Below are 17,234 nucleotides of genomic sequence, written 5' to 3' on the forward strand. Positions count from 1 at the left end.
TCAGACATATTATGTGGTGGGCAATTACAGTAAGTTCATTCGTCCGGGGTACAAAATCATCGGTATGAGTAACGCCAATACGCTTGCTGCTTACGATGCATCTTCAGGCAGGTTCGGTCACGACCTACGTCATATCCGGCATCGGATACGATTCCAAATCCATCAAGTAGGTAAGCCAATACAAAACTTCAAGTTCAAAAAGAAAAGAAAAACTCCTTCCTCAATAATTAAGTTATTACGAACTAATAAATGGTCCCTTTCATTTCCTTATTATTATATGATCCAGCACTTATATTATATTTATAAGCGAAATGGATGTAAGTATAATGGGATTATATTTATACAGATTAATTCAAATGGGGGAATGCATTCATATGAGTTATAATTTGTTTCAGTCTGAGATAAGAGAAAGTTTGAAGTGGATGAATGAACCCGAGCACTGGGAATACACCAAAGAAGATGGATTGATCATTGATGCACCGGCTAAGGTTGATTTTTTTAAGGATCCTGGGGGAAAACATGTAGCCCATTCGGCTCCTTTTCTACATCTTCAGGTTGATTCATCATTTCAGCTTACGACGCAGCTTCAGGTAGACATGCGTCATCTTTATGATTCAGGGTGCTTAATGTTGATGGCAGACGAGAACAATTGGGCTAAACTATGTTATGAATTTAACGGTGATTATGCTACGATTGTGTCTGTTGTAACAAAGAATGGCTCCTCCGATGATTGTAATTCTGAGCGCGTTGTGGTTGATAACCCACATTTAAGAATCACGAAAATTGGGGGCATTATTTCTTTTTACCATTCGCCAGATGGTAAGGATTGGAAGTTAGTCCGCTATTTTGGAATGGAAATTTCTGATCCGTTTATAGCAGGTGCACTGGCCCAATCACCGATGGGATCAGGTTGTCGGGTCAATTTTAAATATTTAAACTTAACGACTCCCAATGAGGATAGCAGGTTTTAGGCATCAAAGAAGTCGCCATTTTGGCGGCTTTTTTTGTTCTAACGATATAAATTTCTTCTCCGAGTCTCAGGAAATATTTTAATTTACTAGAAGTTATCGAGCATAAAGGTTTAAAGTACCAAAGAACATAATGATGATCCCGTTCGGAGATCAAAAAAAGATTTGACATGTAATGCGTTACACAGATTACAGTGTAATAGTAGAACATAACGACAACCATCTCATAAAACATCATTCGTTTAAATAAAGGAGACAGCATACTAATGGATAGAAATACTCAAAAAATTGTATTTATCGACATTGATGGTACACTCGTCGGTGATGACGGTATGGTGCCTGAATCGGCACAAAAAGCCTGCAAATTAGCACGCCAGAATGGTCATCTGGTTTATTTGTGTACAGGTCGTTCGAAAGCTGAAATCTACGACGCTATTTGGAATATCGGATTTGATGGTCTCATTGGAGCAGGAGGGGGATATGTAGAATCCGGAGATGAGATTCTTTATCATAAAAAAGTCACGTCTGAGGATGTTCGGCAAATGGTGGATTTCTTTAATACACATGGAATTGATTTTTATCTGGAGTCCAATTCGGCGCTCTATGCTAGCCAGAAATTAAGACCTCATCTGGAGAGACGGATCTATGGAGATGTTGAGAACGACCCTGTGGCCAGAGAAAAAATGGAGCGTTCCCCCCACCCATTTATCGCGGGTTTGACATATGGAGAGGCTGATTTGTATAAAGAGGATGTCAATAAGGTTTGCTTTCTGGAAAGTGATGTACCCTTTGAACGCATCAAGGAAGAATTCCAGGGGAAATTTGAGGTCATCCAGTGCACCGTTCCGATCTTTGGTAAGGACAGTGGGGAAATGATGATTCCGGGTATTCACAAGGCAATCGCCATTGCTGATTTGCTGAATCATTTGGGCTTGCCCCAGGAACAGACGGTTGCCATTGGAGATGGAATGAACGATACCGAGATGCTCGAATATTGCGCCCTAGGCATTGCTATGGGGAATGCAAAGCCAGGTTTGATGGAAATTGCCGATGATATTACTGACAACGTTGAGGAAGATGGATTGTATAAAAGCTTTGTAAAATACGGTTTGATATTTGAATAATAACCGTGGTTGCCTCTTTGCAAGCGAAGATTATGCAAATTTGGGACATGGACAGTCGCCTATACTCCGTAATAGCTAGTCATTTATGATACAATCAATATATGGAAGAAAATAGTATTTTATGGTATGTTTCGACCAGACCCTTCTTAAAAGGAGGAGTTAGCACGTGATCAAAAACATAATGAAATGGGAGAAAGGCGAGTGGATTATCCAGACTTTTCCAGTGTGATAAGCGGTCTGGAGGTTACTTTTACCCGCTGGGCTTTCACCGAAGCAGATCAGGATTTGAGGTTTTTTTACACTGCCTCAATACAGTATGGCCATAACCATCCGCATATTACGATTCCCCTTAATGATCCTCGCCAGCACTTTTAATCCAGTGGTATGAAAAAAGCCTGATTAAAAGGCTGGAAGTGCTCATCGATTTGGAAAAAGAAGCTACTTTTAAAGAGATGTATCTGGAATACTTGAATCAACTTCAGTCCAAATAAGTGGAATCCGATAAATTACAAAGTATGCGGAGGACTCAGGCCAACCTGTACCCGGCGGCGTAGCTCAACATCTTGCAGCCCATCCAGCGTGAAAAGCGTGCGCTCGATACGTCCTAATTCCCGAAGCGCCATAGCTAGCCCGTTCTGACGTGGATAACTGCCCAACTTTCTAAGCATCAGAGAGGCGGTAGGGCTTGCGTCACACGCATTAACCCAAAAACATTTACGTCAAACTGGTTGTGAATTTGTTTTTCGGTAGCTGCTTCAAAAATCCCTACTGCTCCATAGCCAGCATTGTTTATAAGTACGTCTATTTGCCCGAAGCGTTCTACGGCTTCACTTATAGCACGGTGGATGGTTTCTGGCTGCTGGACGTCCATACGAGTCACAAGAACATTATTATACTTAAGAAGTTCTGTTTCTTTTTCCGGGGATCGCATGGTTGCAGCGACGTTCCATCCTTGTTCAGCGAAATACATGGCCGTCGCTTTCCCTAGCCCTGTAGATGCACCTGTAATAAATATTGTTTTCATTTATAAATCCCCCTAATCATAAGTTGTTTTTCATTCTAATGTCTAGAGTTTACTCTATGTCAATAGTGTAAAATAAAGGGTTCGGTTTTTTCATGTAATGAATTGCTTAGCGTATGATTTTTTCCGTTTCGTGAGGTGACCCCAAAAAGGTCTATATGTCTGAAAAAATGAAAAATACAGCAGATAACAATGTATAAATGATCTTATATTTTGACGAAATACGTTCTTGTGTTATTGAGAACAGATTGCAATGCTTACATCTTCGGCGGGAATTCAACATACGTACCGTTAAGATTCATAACCGAAGCTTTAAGGGCTACGATAACATGGAAGCCTGATGAATATATGGCCGTTGTAGATACGGTTGAGTAAAACCGAAATTCTATATGAAGAACGGGTGTAATATCGGTTGTCAGCTTTTGCGTGGTTTCGTTCTCTTTTATTCAACTCTGCTGAATAACCAAATTATTCTTATACTGCTTGGGAGTCAGGCCCGTGATTTTTTTGAATACCTTGGTGAAATAGCTTTGATCGTGAAAGTTGAGCAGGGAATAGATTTGGCTAATTGATAGGTCGGAGTAAACAATGAGATTCTTGGCCTCTTCGATTTTTTGGCGCTGTATATAGGCTTTTAGGGTCTCCCCCGTCTCTTCCTTAAACTTGTTGGACAGATAGGAGGGGCTGATCCGTAGCTGCTTGGCCAAGGATTCCAGCATCAAGTGTTCATGCAGGTGGTTGAATATATAGTCCTGGCATAGCAGGATCGTCTTTGAGAAGCTGGAGCGGTTGGCTTTGGTGACCCGTTCGGCAAAATCGGGCAAAATCTCTTCCAGCATCTTAGTGATGGAATCGATCTTCTTTAGCTCTTCGATATGCTGGATATAGGCATCGCTCAGGTTATAGGAAATTTCCGGGTAGAGTCCGCCCTCGATGGCCGCTCGGGTCGCCAGGGTGACTGCCGTAATCAGGAGATTTTTCTTGTTCCGCAAGGAGTCTTTTTTGGACAAGGTTCCGTAGTTGCCTTCCTCGGAATGCAGCTTCATGTAATACAGCATTTTTTCAATATTCCCGGTTTTAAGATGCTCCCAGATCTTCCTCTCGGCCAGAAAGGAGCTGTGGTAATCGCTGTTCTCCCGCTGCTTGATAATTTTGAGTTCAATCAATTCAGAGATTAGGGAAGGATTCAGGTTCTCGTTATCCGGTTTGACCTTATTTAAGGATGGGGGAGCATGGCAATAATGTCCTCACGGTTATTGATATAAACCAGATGGACCGGCTTGCTCAAATTCAGGGAGAATAAGTGGTCAATCAATGTCTGGGGTAGTGTCTCCCAGATCATCAGAGAAGAATAGTTATTGCTGAAGGTCTGGGAGCTTTCCTAGCCTTTTTTTATATAGAAGATCGGAATATGGGTCGCGTTATAGACGAGCTTGCAGAGGGTTTCTAGGTCACATCGAGATGGGTTCATGGTGTTCCTCTCCATAAAAAAATTATAAAAATACAACTTTTCCTTACATAATACCATAAATCATGAACAAATATATTTAAACTGTAAACAAATAAAACGCTTTCCAAGTTGGAGCAAGGTTCTAATCAAGCTCTAATGTTAAGAAGATTTGAAAACGCTTTTAGGGGGGAGTAAAATAGCAGTGGTAGAAGCAGAACTGAAGAAGGGTAAGCAGGCTGTAAGCTCAAATCAGAAATTGTCTTTGTTGGGAGAAAGTAAGTTACGGTTTAGGGGATGCGGGTTCCAACTTGATTTACACAGTTATTACGACCTATTTGACCTTTTACTTTACGGACATGTATGGACTCGGGGCGGCTGCGGTCGGTACGCTGATGCTAATCGCCAGATTCGTCGACATGATCGACAGCCCGATCTTCGGGGTACTGATTGACAGGACCAATACAAAATGGGGGAAATCAAGACCCTAGATTCTCTGGTCCAGCTTTCCTTTTGCAATCGTTTCCATACTGCTCTTTATGGGGCCAGAATTAAGCGCTTCCGGCGAACGTGCTGTATGCGGCTGTCAATAATCCACTCAGATAAAGATGACAGGATAGGAGAATGCTTATGTATCTTGCACTCGATATAGGAGGCACCTTTATAAAATATGCGCTGATGGATTCAGCTGGAACGATCATGACTAAAGGCAAGCAATCAACACCTAGAGTACATTTGGCAGGATTTATGGATAAATTGTGTTCCATTATAGATGGGCATGATTTGTCTGCGGTTAAGGGAATTGCCTTTAGCTGCCCGGGAACGGTTGATGCGGCTCTCGGCGTTATCTACCATGGCGGTTCTCTGCCTTTTCTGCACGAGGTCAATTTAAAACAGGAAATTGAACAAAGATACGGAATAGACGCTTTCGTCGAAAATGACGGAAAGAGCGCGGCTCTGGCCGAACTCTGGCTTGGAAGCGTGAAAAACGCCAAAGATTCCGTGGTGTTAATTCTCGGAAGCGGGATTGGCGGCGGGATTATCATTGACGGTAAGCTTCACCGCGGGGTCAATCTCTCCGCCGGAGAAGTCAGCTATGTTATGCATCAATTCAATCCCGTAACTAAGACGGGACAGTTCTTTGGACTGGATTGCTCTGCGGTCAACATGATCCGCCGTATTGCCGAAATCAAGAAAGTCAATTCCGCTGACGGAGAAGTGATATTTGAATATATTTTGCAAGGGGACGCAGAGGCCAATGCGATTTTTGATGAATACTGCCTGTATCTGGCGATTCAAATATTAAATTTGCAGTACATTCTGGACCCCGAGGTTATCGCGATCGGGGGCGGAATCAGCGCGCAGCCCGCCGACGTAAAAGAGGCCAATCCTCTGCATATCGCAAATCCCAAGGTGGTAGCCTGCCCATTCCGCAACGACGCCAACCTGTATGGGGCGCTGTATCATTATTTTGTCAGTAAGGAAAAGCTCGTCAATTCTTAAAGTCAGACAAGCTGAAGACCCTATGATGTCGGTCGAAGAAGGGTATAATCGTGTAGTAACCATCTGTAGTTGATTTCGATCCGCGAGCAACCACTTGATATGTGGTAGGCTTAAATTAGGAGTGAAAGGAAAATGAAAATGAAAATGGACAATCGGATATATAATGTAGTCATTATCGGTTATGGAGGTATGGGAAGCTACCATGTTCAATTAATCGAGCCTATTCAGCAGCTTGCCATTGGCGGTGTATATGATATTGTCGATTACCGGATGGAACTGGCTGTCGCTGCCGGCTATAAAGCCTACGAAAGTCTGGATGCCGTTCTGGCTGATCAGGCCGTGGATATTGTTTTGATAGCAACGCCTAATGATGTTCATAAAGAAATAGCGATCCAAGCACTGCAAGCCGGAAAACATGTCATTTGTGAAAAGCCGGTTACGATAACGAGCGCGGATTTCTTGGATATTGTCGAGGTGGCGAAGAAAGAAAACCGCGTGTTTACGGTACATCAGAACCGCCGATGGGATGAAGACTTCCGAATGATCAAAGATATGATCGGCAAGAAGACCGTGGGCGAGCTTTTCCAACTGGAATCGCGGGTTCAGGGGGCTAACGGCATTCCAGGTGACTGGCGGCAACTGAAGGCGTATGGTGGAGGAATGTTACTGGATTGGGGAGTGCATCTGTTGGACCAACTGCTTCAGATTACGGACAGCCAAATAGAAAGCGTAGCTGCTAAGTTAAGCTATATTTTGGGAACTGAAGTGGATGACGGCTTTACCAGCTTTATTGAGTTCAAGGACGGCCTGACAGCGGTCATTGAAGTGGGTACGACCAATTACGTTAAGCTACCGCGTTGGTATATTAAAGGAACCGAGGGTACCGCAGTGATCAGGGATTGGGACTTGAGTGGAGAGATCGTCACCCGAAACCCGGATGTTGCTCATGTGGAACCAAAACCGATTCAAGCAGGTCAAGGATTGACGAAAACGATGGCGCCGCCGTCAGAGGAATCTACCCTGAAGTTCCCGATTGAGAAAATACCTGTGGCAGCAGAAAGTTTTTATGAAAATTTTGTCTCCGCTATCGAAGGAAAAGCAGAGCTTGCGATCAAAAGCGAAGAAGTGCATCGTGTGCTGGTACTGATTGAGACGATTTTTGAGGCGGCAGCAACCAAAAGCGTGATTCGAAGAACGATTTAAATCAGCTCTATTTTCGATTTGCCATAAGTAAGAAATATAGGATACTATATTTTGATGACATGTAAAAATATGAATTATAAAGTTTCTCATGGAATGTTAAAACTAGACTATTCACCAAAATGAGGAGAGCGAAAAAACCTCTTTTTGGTGAATAATTCCACTTAAACATCCCCCAAAGTAAGGGACCGATTACGGTATTAAATGCCTAAACGTAGGAAATGTTCCACAATGTGCTTTCCAACGCTTCGGCAAATTCAAGCACCGTCTTCCGAGAGGCGTATCCCTTCAAGTAACGCTCCATGGTCACTCCAAGGCGACTGCCTGCCGCAGATGTTTCTGATTCCGGATGACCTCCAGATGATAGGAAAGAATAACGGCAGCCTGGTGAAAAATACCCTCCATATCATGTGCTTCCAGCAGATTTTCGGTTTGAACCAGCAAGTAACCGTATGATTTTCCGTTTTTCAGCAGGTGGGCCCGATACAACAGGTTGTTTGCAGCCTTATAAAACCGATGGTCCTGATGCCAGGGCCAATCGCTCAACAGCTCCGTTTCGGAACAGCTTATCACGTTATACAAGGTCTGTCCCTCAGAGGTGACGATGGCAACTGGACGCCCCAAAATGCTTGTGATGGTTTGAAAATAATGGGTGTACTCATCTGCCTGCATCGCAAAATCAACCAGCTTCTTCAGCTTTTGCAGCAAATTTACAAATTCCTCGGGGGAATCCCTGATCGCATAAGCTGTAGTCAGCAGCAACTCCCCTTCTTTTATCCAATTGATCACATCCGGCGCATCCATCAAATTAATGGAACTGATCGTTCGGAAAGTCCCCTTTTTACCTTTACAATGTAATATAAATTAACATGATATACTGTTAATCCTATTTTAAAACCAAAAAAAAGCCTGAATTGTTAGATTAAAAACCAAAATTGTGTTAGCAATATTTACATTCATATTGTTTGGCTTTATGATAGGACACAACACCTTATACAATATCAAGCAATGCTATGGCTTCGTTGCTGATTCCACCTGGCTGGTGGAGGAGCTGAACGGGCAGCGGCCCGTAAAGAGGGAAATGCACCGGAAGAGCAGGCTCCTCTGGAAGGGTGAGCGGAAGGGAGGGGATGACTTGATGGAAGATCAATGGAACGCTGTTGTCAACCAGTTGATAGTTGAACCGACAGGACAGGGAATGCTGAGCGGACTCAGCTTTATGGTCAAGGATGTGTTTGCTGTCCGTAATTATACGAACGGCGCGGGCAATCCGTGTTGGCTGGAGAAACACAGCCCGGCGGCGGCGCACGCGGAAGCGGTCAGCCTGCTGTTGCAGGAGGGGGCGCGTCTAACGGGCGCGACTCATACGGATGAGCTGATGTTCAGCCTGAACGGTGAAAATGTCCATTACGGAACACCGGTGAATCCGAAGGCCCCGGATCGTATCCCTGGTGGTTCATCCAGCGGATCGGCGGTTGCCGTCGCCGCAGGGCTTGCCGATTTTTCCCTTGGAACGGATACGGGAGGATCGGTACGTGTGCCGTCTTCGTACTGCGGAATTTATGGAATGCGTCCGACGCATGGCATTGTCTCCGAGAAAGGCGTTATTCCGCTCGCCGCTAGTTTCGACACCGTCGGCTGGATGGCGCGTGATCTGGAGACGCTGCGCCGGGTAGGTGAAGTGCTTCTGCCACAGACAGCCTCGGGTTCCGGCTTTAGCCGTGTACTGATCGGTGAGGATGCCTGGAAGCTGGCTGACACGGAGAGCCAAGAGGCGCTTACCACTTGGCTGGAGTTGCTGTGCGGCTTGGCTGAGAGCCATGAAGCTGTTCGCATCGCCCCACAGGGTCTGCCTGAATGGATGGCCATGTTCAGGACGATCCAGGGCTACGAAATATGGCAGGAGCATGGGGTCTGGATTGAACGTGAGCAGCCAGTCTTCGGACCGGATATAGCCGGACGTTTCTCCTGGGCAGGGACCATTGAACGTGCCGATCAGGAGAAGGAAGCAGGACACCGGCTTGAGGTGCGCAAGCACATGGCTGACCTGCTCGGAACGGATGCGGTGCTTGTGATACCGACAACTACCGGAGCGGCCCCGAAGCTGGGGCTGATCGGGCCGCTCATTGAAGAACGAAGAGTGCAAACGATGCGATTGACCTGCATTGCCGGCTTGTCGGGCTTGCCGCAGCTTACGATCCCCGCTGCCGAGGTACTGGGCTGCCCGATTGGTATTTCCCTCATCGCTGGCCCGGGACAGGATCGGCGTCTGCTGGAATGGGCCGCATCCCTTGTTCCGGCAGTAACAAGGATAAAATCATCGCTCGATGTATAAGAAGCCATTAAGCCATATGAAAAGAATATCAAAACCGCAGAAGAAAGAGTGTCAGTTATGTTTCAACGATATGAAGGAACGGTATGGGAGGAGCGCTTTTTGCCCCGTCTGACAAGCAAACAGGTCAAAGAACTGCCAAAGGAGAAGGCGCTGGTTATTCTGCCGGTCGGAGCTGTGGAGCAGCATGGACCCCATCTGCCTGTATATACGGATACTTTGATTGCAGAGGCGACATTAACACAAACGCTGGAGCGCGTGCGGCCGGATAAGGAGATTTGGTTGCTGCCTCCGATCTCGTATGGCAAAAGCAATGAGCATATCGGGCTGCCGGGCACCATTTCCTTGTCTGCGAGTACGCTGCATGCCATAATGCTGGACATTGCAGAAAGTCTGAAAGCCAGCAGTTTTCGCAAGCTGCTGCTGTTTAATACACATGGCGGCAACGTGGATTTGCTGAATACCGTATCATGGGAAATCCGGATCAGAACGGGCATGATGGTTTTCTATCTCAGTCCAAGCAGTCTGAATGTGGCGGAGGACCTTCTGTCTCCCGAGGAACTGGAATATGGAATTCACGGCGGCTGGCAGTCCGTTCTGCATGCAGCTCAGGCATATGCGTAAGGCCGCATAAACTAACGGCATCAAACAGAATTGATTTGTCAGTTATAAAGGGGAGAGGAAGTGGGGGCATAATGGTTGCATCGATTACAGGAACACAGACGATGGTTGTCAGCCCTCATTATTTGGCAAGCTCAGCCGGATCGCGTATTTTGCAGCAGGGAGGCAACGCTTTTGATGCCGCCGTGGCGGTGAGCGCCTGTCTTGCCGTCGTATACCCACATATGACGGGACTGGGTGGCGATTCCTTCTGGCTGACCTATAGCAGCCAGGAGGAAAAAGTCAGGGCCTATAATGCGAGCGGCCGTTCGGGCAGCCGGGTTACAGCCGCCTGCTTTGCGGGCGAATCCGCCATCCCGCTGCGGGGACCGCGCAGCGTCATTACCGTGCCGGGCATGGTGGACGGCTGGGATGCCGTACTGCGCGAATATGGCTCGAAGACGCTGGCAGAGGTACTTGAGCCCGCGATCCACTATGCGCTGGAAGGCTTCCCACTGTCGCCGAACCAGCATGTCAATACGGCTGAGCGCTTCGAGGTGCTGGAGGATTATCCGCAGACGGCTGCCATCTATCTGCCCGGAGGGAAGGTCCCCGAGCAGGGTAGCCGCTTTGTGCAGGCTGCTTTGGGAGGCAGCCTGCAGCAGCTTGCGGATCACGGTCGGGATGTATTTTATTCAGGCAATGTTGGTCAGGAGATTGTTCGCTCACTTGCGGAGCAGGGCGGTCTGCTGACGCTGGAGGATTTTGCGAGGTACAGAGGTGAATGGGTGGAGCCGATCAAGGGGAGCTATCGTGGTCTGGATCTTTACCAGGTCCCACCGAACTCACAGGGATTTACCGGCATTATGGCGCTTCATATTCTCGAACAGTTTGATTTGGGCAGTATAGAGCACGGTTCCTTTGAGTACTATCACTTGCTTGTGGAGGCGCTGAAGCTGAGCTTCCGCGACCGCAACCGGTATTTGACAGACCCGCGATTTTCCTCCATTCCTCTGGATCGTCTGCTGTCCAAGTCCTACAGCGCGGATCTGGCAGCCTGCATCTATATGGACCGCTCCCTGCCGATGGATACACAGCCGATAGGCAATGATACGGCGTATGCGGCGGTAGTAGACGCAGATGGCAATGCCGTCTCCTTTATACAAAGCTTGTATTTTGAATTCGGCTCGGCGGTGATAGGAGGAGATACGGGCATTCTGCTGCAGAACCGTGGCTCTTTCTTTTCCCTTGATCCGTCACATGTGAACAGGCTTGAACCGGACAAGAGAACATTTCATACGCTGATGCCGGCAATGGTCTGCCGCAATGGGAAGCCGTATATTTTATATGGCACCCAGGGAGGGGAAGGCCAGCCGCAGACGCAGACCGCGCTGCTGACCCGCATGGTCGATTACGGCATGGACCCGCAGACCGCCGTGCATGAACCGCGCTGGGTGTGGGGCCGAACCTGGGGGGAAGAAACGCAAGAGCTGAGACTGGAAGGCCGGATCGCCGAAGAAGTGCAGCGTCGTTTGAAGTTGGCCGGGCACGCGGTAAAACCGGTTGAGGATTTTGCCGGAGCCATGGGGCACGCGCATGCCATTTTGATTGATGACAGCGGCTTTCGGATCGGTGGCACGGACCCCCGTTGCGATGGAGCGGCCATCGGCTGGTGATCCAGAAACGGGGCATGGCCCTAACAGTACACATTTAAAACACCCTGATCGGGGAGGAACTGTTTTCTTTCCTTCATCAGGGTGTTTTTTGCTGTCACTTTGTCTCCTGAGGCACGCGGATACCAGTAGGAATAACACTGTAAGATTATAGGGAGAATAGGGGGAATTCAATTTTATTTATAGTATAATGGTTACTTCAATATGGATGGAAAACAGGGAAAGAGGGAACGGATGCCTACTATACTGGTTGCTGACGATGATGCGAACATTCGTGAACTTGTCTGTTTATTTCTAAGGAACGACGGATTCACAACGCTCGAAGCCGCGGACGGCAAGGAAGCACTGACCGTCTACTCCTCAGCGCATGTCGATCTTGTCGTGCTCGATATTATGATGCCGATTATGGATGGTTGGACGTTATGCAAGGAGCTCAGAAGAGCCAATCCTGATCTTCCCTTACTTATGCTGACTGCGAAAGGCGAAACATGGGAGAAAGTGAAAGGTTTTGAACTGGGGACAGATGATTATTTGACGAAACCATTTGATCCACTGGAATTGACAGTTCGTGTTAGGGCACTACTGAAACGATATCGGATTGGCTCCACGCAAACGATCCAGTTCGGCAACGTCATCCTTGATCGGCAGACCTATAAGGTGATGAGAGGGACGGAGTCGCTCACGTTACCGCTCAAGGAGTTCGAATTGCTGTATAAGCTCGCTGGAACACCCGGGCAAGTCTATACGCGTGAGCAGTTGATTGATCAAATCTGGGGGATTGATTACGCTGGAGATGATCGAACGATAGACGTACATATTAAACGTCTGCGTGAACGTTTCGCCACTACAACCGATTTTCGAATCGAAACCGTGCGCGGGCTTGGCTACCGGCTTGAGATTTACGAATGATCAGATCCTTATATATACGTGTTGTTCTGACATTTCTGGTCTCCGTCATCGCGGGCACAATCATTGCTTTTTTAATTACATTTTGGGTGTTTGAGGAAAAATTGAACGAAAATTTGCACACCACCTTACTTAACTTTGGTCAGGACATCGTCCGGGTTTACGAAACCATTCCGTTACGTGAAGCGAACTTGTTCGTAAGTGGAATGAAACAACTCGATTCCTATCATATTCGAATTTTCGATGAAACAGGTCAGTTCCAGTCTTACGGAACGCTTAACGGACAAAATCCTGCTACGGTGACGATGGATCAAGTAAAGAAGGTATTGGGTGGAGAAGTGGTTCAAGTCAATCCGAGTACGGTTGCAACGAACTTTTTGGGACTGCCATTAAAAACGGAAATGGGCACGAAAGCGATGTTTGTGGAGCCGCTCACATCTCCTTCCTCCTCTTTTACCGTAAAATGGTTACTTTCTTTTTTGACCTATTCGCTGATTGCAGGAAGCTTATTGATCCTGATTGCCGCTGTATTCCTGATCAGGCCGATCAAAAAGCTGACAACAGCGACCAAGCGAATAGCAGCTGGAGATTTCAACGTAAAGCTGAATATTAAGCAAAAGGGTGAGCTAGGCACCTTGGCTCGCAGCTTCGAAGAAATGATGCACGATCTGCAGCAACTTGAACAGATGCGCAAGGAATTTGTATCGAACGTGTCGCACGAAGTTCAGTCGCCGCTCACCTCCATATCCGGTTATGCTTTGGCGCTCAAACAAGTGGACATTGCAGATCACGAGCGAAGTCGTTATCTCGATATTATCATCGCTGAAGCAGGACGAATGTCCAAGATGAGCGATAGCCTGCTCAAGTTAAGTTTGCTTGAATCACAGTCCCGGCAACTGCGGCTCATCACCTTCAGCCTTGATGAACAGATCAGACGAGTCATCGTGGCGATCCAGCCGCAATGGTCGGCTCGCAACATACGTTTCGACCTCCATTTGAAAGCCGTTCAATTCATGGCTGATCACGATCTATTAAACCAGGTATGGACGAACATCATTGGCAATAGCATCAAATTTTCCATGGATGGCAGCATTATTAACGTCAGCATCAAGCAAGATATCAAAAATGTGACAGTCCGAATATCCGATACGGGCATTGGTATTTCCACCGAGGATCAGAAGCGTATATTTGAACGGTTTTTTAAGGCCGATCGTTCCCACAGTCGCAAGTATGGTGGTAGCGGTATGGGACTTGCCATCGTTAAACAGATCGTATCGCTTCATCAAGGCGACATCCGAGTGGAAAGCGAGCCTGGCCGAGGAACGACCTTCATTGTCATCTTGCCAATCACAGCGCCGACAGATTAGTTCAATTCATATGCACCATTCGAATGGTCTAACTGCATTCTCATGCTACGGCATCATGTGCACGCTTCCTTGCATGTGACGCCGCAGCATTTTTTTGCTTGTTCATACTCCGTTCATATTGTCGTCATAGGGAGTACATCTTCGTCGTATAAGCTTGTCCTTAACGGCACATTTTAAAGTAGCCGAATAAACAAATGAGGTAGGAGAAGATGAGAGTGGAACACAGAGAGGTCATAAAAAGGAGGGTAGGCACGAGTACAGGTAGATAACGAGCTTCAAACGTCGCTCAAACCCCTCGTGCATAAATGATGAAAAAAATATTTACCATTATACTTAAATCCGTGGGAGTTATAGCCATAGCCATAGTGCTTTTTCTAGCCATTGTTTTTATCGTTAATATGATCTCCAACAAATCGGAGCAAGGAAAAATAGAACCCTATGGCCAGTTAGTACCTGTAGATGGGAAACATATGAATGCTACCATTCAAGGAGAAGGCAAAGAAACAGTCGTGCTCCTGCCTGGTTATGGAACAGCAGCACCAGCTCTTGATTTTAAGCTACTAGTAGATGAATTATCACCATTTTACAAAGTTGTCGTGATCGAGCCTTTCGGTTATGGATTAAGTGATGGAACCGACAAAGAGCGAAGCACTGAGAATATTGTAAGTGAAATTCATGAAGCTTTACAGCAGCTTAATATTAACCGTTACACGCTAATGGGCCATTCCATTGCGGGCATTTACGGACTGGATTATGTGAACAAATATCCTAACGAAGTGAGTGCATTTGTCGGAATTGATAGCAGTGTTCCAACACAAGGTGGAATGGATGTTAAATTCCCAATAAAAACGTTTGAATTTCTTAAAAAATCAGGTCTTTTAAGATTGATCAAGAATCTAAGTGGTGACCCATATGCTTCATTATCATTTGATGATCAAACCAAAGAACAAATGAGAATGATTTCGAATAAAAATGGCAATAATACCACGACTTTGAATGAAATGGAGCATATTTCTTCTAATTTTACAGCAGCTGAAAATTTAACGTTCCCCAAAAATCTTCCCGTTATATTCTTTTTACAAGCGAATAATACGGATATTAAAGGTTGGTTACCACTGCATGAAGAGCAAGTCAAAAATTCTGTACATGGCAAAGTGATGACATTTGAAGGAGGACATTATTTGCACCATACCAGATCAAAGGAAATCGTTGAGAACTTCAGGGCATTTATGCAAGGAATAAAATAAGTGCGATGAAAAAGGCACCTTCATATCCTCTTCAAGTAGACACTCAAAAAAGTCCACATGGTATCATGTTGAGGAGTTGTGTTCAATAAAATGGTATGGTAATATACATTTACTTTAATGATTGGGGTTGAGAAGGATAATGTAGGATTTTCTTGCTGATCTATAAACTAATAAAACATTTAGTACGATTGGTTTCGCATGTTTTATTGCTTTATAAGCAAGAAAGTTACATTTTCTTTTCACTCAAACGTTAGGTCCTTAATCATCTGCCTTCCATTGGGAGGCTGGTTTTTCTGTATCTATTTGAGCTGCGAGAAATTAACTTTCTTGCGGCTTTTATTTTTTTTACAGGAGGACAACTTGATGTCATTAATTAATGTTACCAACCTGACGTTTGCCTATGAGGGCAGCTACGATAACATATTCGAAAACGTGAATTTTCAGATCGACACCGATTGGAAGCTGGGGTTTACGGGAAGGAACGGAAGAGGGAAGACCACATTTCTTCAGTTACTGCTCGGCAAACATGAATACAGTGGAGCTATCTCTGCTAATGTCAATTTTGAATACTTTCCGTATCCTGTGCCAAACAAGAATAATCATACGCTGGATGTAATCAACGAAATCTTTCCGGACTATGTTCACTGGCAATTCATGCGTGAGCTCTCGTTGCTGAAGGTTGATGAAGACGTTCTATATCGTCCATTTGCTTCTTTGTCAAACGGTGAGCAGACGAAAGTGCTCCTGGCCGCCTTGTTTATTAAGGAAAACAGCTTTCTGTTGATCGATGAGCCTACGAATCATCTGGACATGAATGCCAGAAAATGGGTCAGTAATTATCTGAATGCCAAAAGCGGATATATTCTGGTTTCTCACGACAGATCCTTTCTGGATAACTGTGTGGATCACATCCTGTCCATCAACAAAGCTAATATTGAGATTCAAAAAGGTGATTTTTCCAGCTGGTGGGTGAATAAGAAGAGACAGGATAACTTTGAATTTGCACAGAACGAGAAGCTTAGAAAAGACATTAAGCGCCTATCGGATTCTTCCAAGCGTACGGGGAACTGGTCTCACGAAGTGGAAAAAACCAAAAACGGAACCAGAAATTCCGGCTCCAAGGTAGACAAAGGCTATATTGGTCATAAGGCTGCCAAGATGATGAAGCATTCTAAATCCATTGAGCAAAGACAGCAATCGGCGATTACCGAAAAGTCCAAACTGCTGAAAAATATAGAAAGCTCGAACACCCTGGAAATCTCACAGCTTGCTTATCATAAAAATGTGCTTGCTGAGCTTGAACAGGTCTCTATATTTTATGGAGAAAAGCAGGTTTGTGCAGACGTGAGTTTTACGATTGAACAGGGGGAGCGAATCGCGCTTTCGGGTAAAAATGGCTCCGGAAAATCAAGTATCCTCAAACTCATCTGCGGCGTGGATATAGACTACACTGGCAGCTTCACAAAGGACAGTCAGCTAAAAATATCCTACGTGTCCCAAGATACCTCGCATTTGCAGGGCAGTCTGACAGATTACGCCCGGGACAATGGGATTGACGAGAGCCTTTTCAAATCTATTCTGAGAAAGCTTGATTTCTCCAGAGTGCAATTCGAGAAGGATCTATCCGCTTATAGCGGCGGCCAGAAGAAGAAGGTGCTGATTGCCAAAAGCCTGAGCGAGCAGGTTCATCTGCATATTTGGGATGAGCCGCTGAATTTCATCGATGTCATTTCCCGTATGCAAATTGAAGAACTGCTACTGGAGTATTCGCCAACGATACTTTTTGTGGAACATGACAGCGAGTTCTGCAACAATGTCGCAACAAAGATGGTTGAGCTTTGACCAG

16 protein-coding genes and 1 pseudogene are annotated in these 17,234 nt (G+C 45.8%); 13 read left to right on the forward strand and 4 right to left on the reverse strand.

Annotated elements, in window-relative coordinates:
* Positions 1-374 precede the first annotated feature (374 nt).
* Both ACIFO6_RS08850 and ACIFO6_RS08855 read left to right on the forward strand, forming a co-directional pair.
* Positions 375-971: a DUF1349 domain-containing protein gene (locus tag ACIFO6_RS08850; protein ID WP_430040061.1), complete on the forward strand. Its 597-nt coding sequence runs from the start codon at positions 375-377 to the stop codon at positions 969-971.
* 263 nt (positions 972-1,234) lie between these two features.
* Entirely contained in the window at positions 1,235-2,092 is an 858-nt protein-coding gene (locus tag ACIFO6_RS08855) for a Cof-type HAD-IIB family hydrolase (protein WP_430040063.1), read from the forward strand.
* A gap of 524 nt (positions 2,093-2,616) precedes the next feature.
* On the opposite strand, the pseudogene ACIFO6_RS08860 reads toward ACIFO6_RS08855, so the two are convergent.
* Together ACIFO6_RS08860 and ACIFO6_RS08865 are read right to left on the reverse strand one after the other, a co-directional pair.
* Positions 2,617-2,772 (reverse strand): annotated as a pseudogene (locus ACIFO6_RS08860) (Tn3 family transposase); the annotation flags it as partial.
* Positions 2,760-3,116, reverse strand: a complete 357-nt coding sequence (locus ACIFO6_RS08865; protein WP_430040065.1) for an SDR family NAD(P)-dependent oxidoreductase — start codon at positions 3,114-3,116, stop codon at positions 2,760-2,762. The pseudogene ACIFO6_RS08860 and the gene ACIFO6_RS08865, both read right to left, overlap by 13 nt.
* A 228-nt stretch (positions 3,117-3,344) precedes the next feature.
* On the opposite strand from ACIFO6_RS08865, the gene ACIFO6_RS08870 reads away from it, so the two are divergent.
* A complete protein-coding gene (locus ACIFO6_RS08870; protein ID WP_430040137.1) occupies positions 3,345-3,488 on the forward strand; it encodes a stalk domain-containing protein in 144 nt (47 codons plus the stop codon).
* Between the two features lie 71 nt (positions 3,489-3,559).
* Here the strand turns inward: ACIFO6_RS08870 and ACIFO6_RS08875 are convergent, their stop codons facing one another.
* Positions 3,560-4,279: a helix-turn-helix domain-containing protein gene (locus ACIFO6_RS08875; protein WP_430040067.1), complete on the reverse strand. Its 720-nt coding sequence runs from the start codon at positions 4,277-4,279 to the stop codon at positions 3,560-3,562.
* A gap of 592 nt (positions 4,280-4,871) precedes the next feature.
* Between ACIFO6_RS08875 and ACIFO6_RS08880 the strand changes: the two genes are divergently transcribed.
* The 3 genes from ACIFO6_RS08880 (at position 4,872) to ACIFO6_RS08890 (ending at position 7,266) form a co-directional block, all read left to right on the forward strand.
* Positions 4,872-5,051, forward strand: a complete 180-nt coding sequence (locus ACIFO6_RS08880; RefSeq protein ID WP_430040068.1) for an MFS transporter — start codon at positions 4,872-4,874, stop codon at positions 5,049-5,051.
* Positions 5,052-5,190: 139 nt separating this feature from the next.
* Complete coding sequence (locus ACIFO6_RS08885) at positions 5,191-6,063, forward strand: ROK family protein (protein WP_430040070.1); 873 nt, start codon at positions 5,191-5,193, stop codon at positions 6,061-6,063.
* 138 nt (positions 6,064-6,201) lie between these two features.
* A complete protein-coding gene (locus ACIFO6_RS08890) occupies positions 6,202-7,266 on the forward strand; it encodes a Gfo/Idh/MocA family protein (protein WP_430040139.1) in 1,065 nt (354 codons plus the stop codon).
* 303 nt (positions 7,267-7,569) lie between these two features.
* Here ACIFO6_RS08890 and ACIFO6_RS08895 read toward each other — a convergent pair whose 3' ends face one another.
* Complete coding sequence (locus ACIFO6_RS08895) at positions 7,570-8,124, reverse strand: PucR family transcriptional regulator ligand-binding domain-containing protein (protein ID WP_430040141.1); 555 nt, start codon at positions 8,122-8,124, stop codon at positions 7,570-7,572.
* Between the two features lie 277 nt (positions 8,125-8,401).
* On the opposite strand from ACIFO6_RS08895, the gene ACIFO6_RS08900 reads away from it, so the two are divergent.
* The 7 genes from ACIFO6_RS08900 (at position 8,402) to ACIFO6_RS08930 (ending at position 17,230) form a co-directional block, all read left to right on the forward strand.
* Positions 8,402-9,598, forward strand: coding sequence for an amidase (locus ACIFO6_RS08900; protein ID WP_430040143.1), 1,197 nt, complete (start codon positions 8,402-8,404; stop codon positions 9,596-9,598).
* A 57-nt stretch (positions 9,599-9,655) separates the two neighbouring features.
* Positions 9,656-10,219: a creatininase family protein gene (locus tag ACIFO6_RS08905; protein ID WP_430040072.1), complete on the forward strand. Its 564-nt coding sequence runs from the start codon at positions 9,656-9,658 to the stop codon at positions 10,217-10,219.
* A gap of 71 nt (positions 10,220-10,290) precedes the next feature.
* Positions 10,291-11,871 carry a gamma-glutamyltransferase gene (ggt, locus tag ACIFO6_RS08910; protein ID WP_430040074.1) on the forward strand — a complete coding sequence of 527 codons (1,581 nt, stop codon included), beginning with the start codon at positions 10,291-10,293 and terminating at the stop codon, positions 11,869-11,871.
* Between the two features lie 231 nt (positions 11,872-12,102).
* Complete coding sequence (locus tag ACIFO6_RS08915; protein ID WP_430040076.1) at positions 12,103-12,777, forward strand: response regulator transcription factor; 675 nt, start codon at positions 12,103-12,105, stop codon at positions 12,775-12,777.
* A complete protein-coding gene (locus tag ACIFO6_RS08920; protein ID WP_430040078.1) occupies positions 12,774-14,141 on the forward strand; it encodes a sensor histidine kinase in 1,368 nt (455 codons plus the stop codon). The genes ACIFO6_RS08915 and ACIFO6_RS08920 overlap by 4 nt, the downstream gene beginning before the upstream one ends.
* 305 nt (positions 14,142-14,446) lie before the next feature.
* Complete coding sequence (locus ACIFO6_RS08925; RefSeq protein WP_430040080.1) at positions 14,447-15,388, forward strand: alpha/beta fold hydrolase; 942 nt, start codon at positions 14,447-14,449, stop codon at positions 15,386-15,388.
* A 363-nt stretch (positions 15,389-15,751) separates the two neighbouring features.
* On the forward strand, positions 15,752-17,230 hold the full coding sequence (locus ACIFO6_RS08930) for an Lsa family ABC-F type ribosomal protection protein (protein WP_430040082.1): 1,479 nt from the start codon (positions 15,752-15,754) through the stop codon (positions 17,228-17,230).
* Positions 17,231-17,234 lie beyond the last annotated feature (4 nt).

Origin of the sequence: Paenibacillus sp. NRS-1781 (assembly GCF_050467745.1) — a bacterium.
Taxonomy (GTDB): Bacteria; Bacillota; Bacilli; order Paenibacillales; family Paenibacillaceae; genus Paenibacillus; species Paenibacillus terrae_A.

What these genes read in the sequence shown, in the direction of transcription:
- ACIFO6_RS08905 (WP_430040072.1), top strand. Translation starts at nt 9,656, where the DNA reads ATGTTTCAACGATATGAAGGAACGGTATGGGAGGAGCGCTTTTTGCCC.
- ACIFO6_RS08925 (WP_430040080.1), top strand. Translation starts at nt 14,447, where the DNA reads ATGATGAAAAAAATATTTACCATTATACTTAAATCCGTGGGAGTTATA.
- ACIFO6_RS08890 (WP_430040139.1), top strand. Translation starts at nt 6,202, where the DNA reads ATGAAAATGGACAATCGGATATATAATGTAGTCATTATCGGTTATGGA.
- ACIFO6_RS08885 (WP_430040070.1), top strand. Translation starts at nt 5,191, where the DNA reads ATGTATCTTGCACTCGATATAGGAGGCACCTTTATAAAATATGCGCTG.
- ACIFO6_RS08930 (WP_430040082.1), top strand. Translation starts at nt 15,752, where the DNA reads ATGTCATTAATTAATGTTACCAACCTGACGTTTGCCTATGAGGGCAGC.
- ACIFO6_RS08855 (WP_430040063.1), top strand. Translation starts at nt 1,235, where the DNA reads ATGGATAGAAATACTCAAAAAATTGTATTTATCGACATTGATGGTACA.
- ACIFO6_RS08900 (WP_430040143.1), top strand. Translation starts at nt 8,402, where the DNA reads ATGGAAGATCAATGGAACGCTGTTGTCAACCAGTTGATAGTTGAACCG.
- ACIFO6_RS08865 (WP_430040065.1), bottom strand. Translation starts at nt 3,116, where the DNA reads ATGAAAACAATATTTATTACAGGTGCATCTACAGGGCTAGGGAAAGCG.
- ggt (WP_430040074.1), top strand. Translation starts at nt 10,291, where the DNA reads ATGGTTGCATCGATTACAGGAACACAGACGATGGTTGTCAGCCCTCAT.
- ACIFO6_RS08850 (WP_430040061.1), top strand. Translation starts at nt 375, where the DNA reads ATGAGTTATAATTTGTTTCAGTCTGAGATAAGAGAAAGTTTGAAGTGG.
- ACIFO6_RS08915 (WP_430040076.1), top strand. Translation starts at nt 12,103, where the DNA reads ATGCCTACTATACTGGTTGCTGACGATGATGCGAACATTCGTGAACTT.
- ACIFO6_RS08920 (WP_430040078.1), top strand. Translation starts at nt 12,774, where the DNA reads ATGATCAGATCCTTATATATACGTGTTGTTCTGACATTTCTGGTCTCC.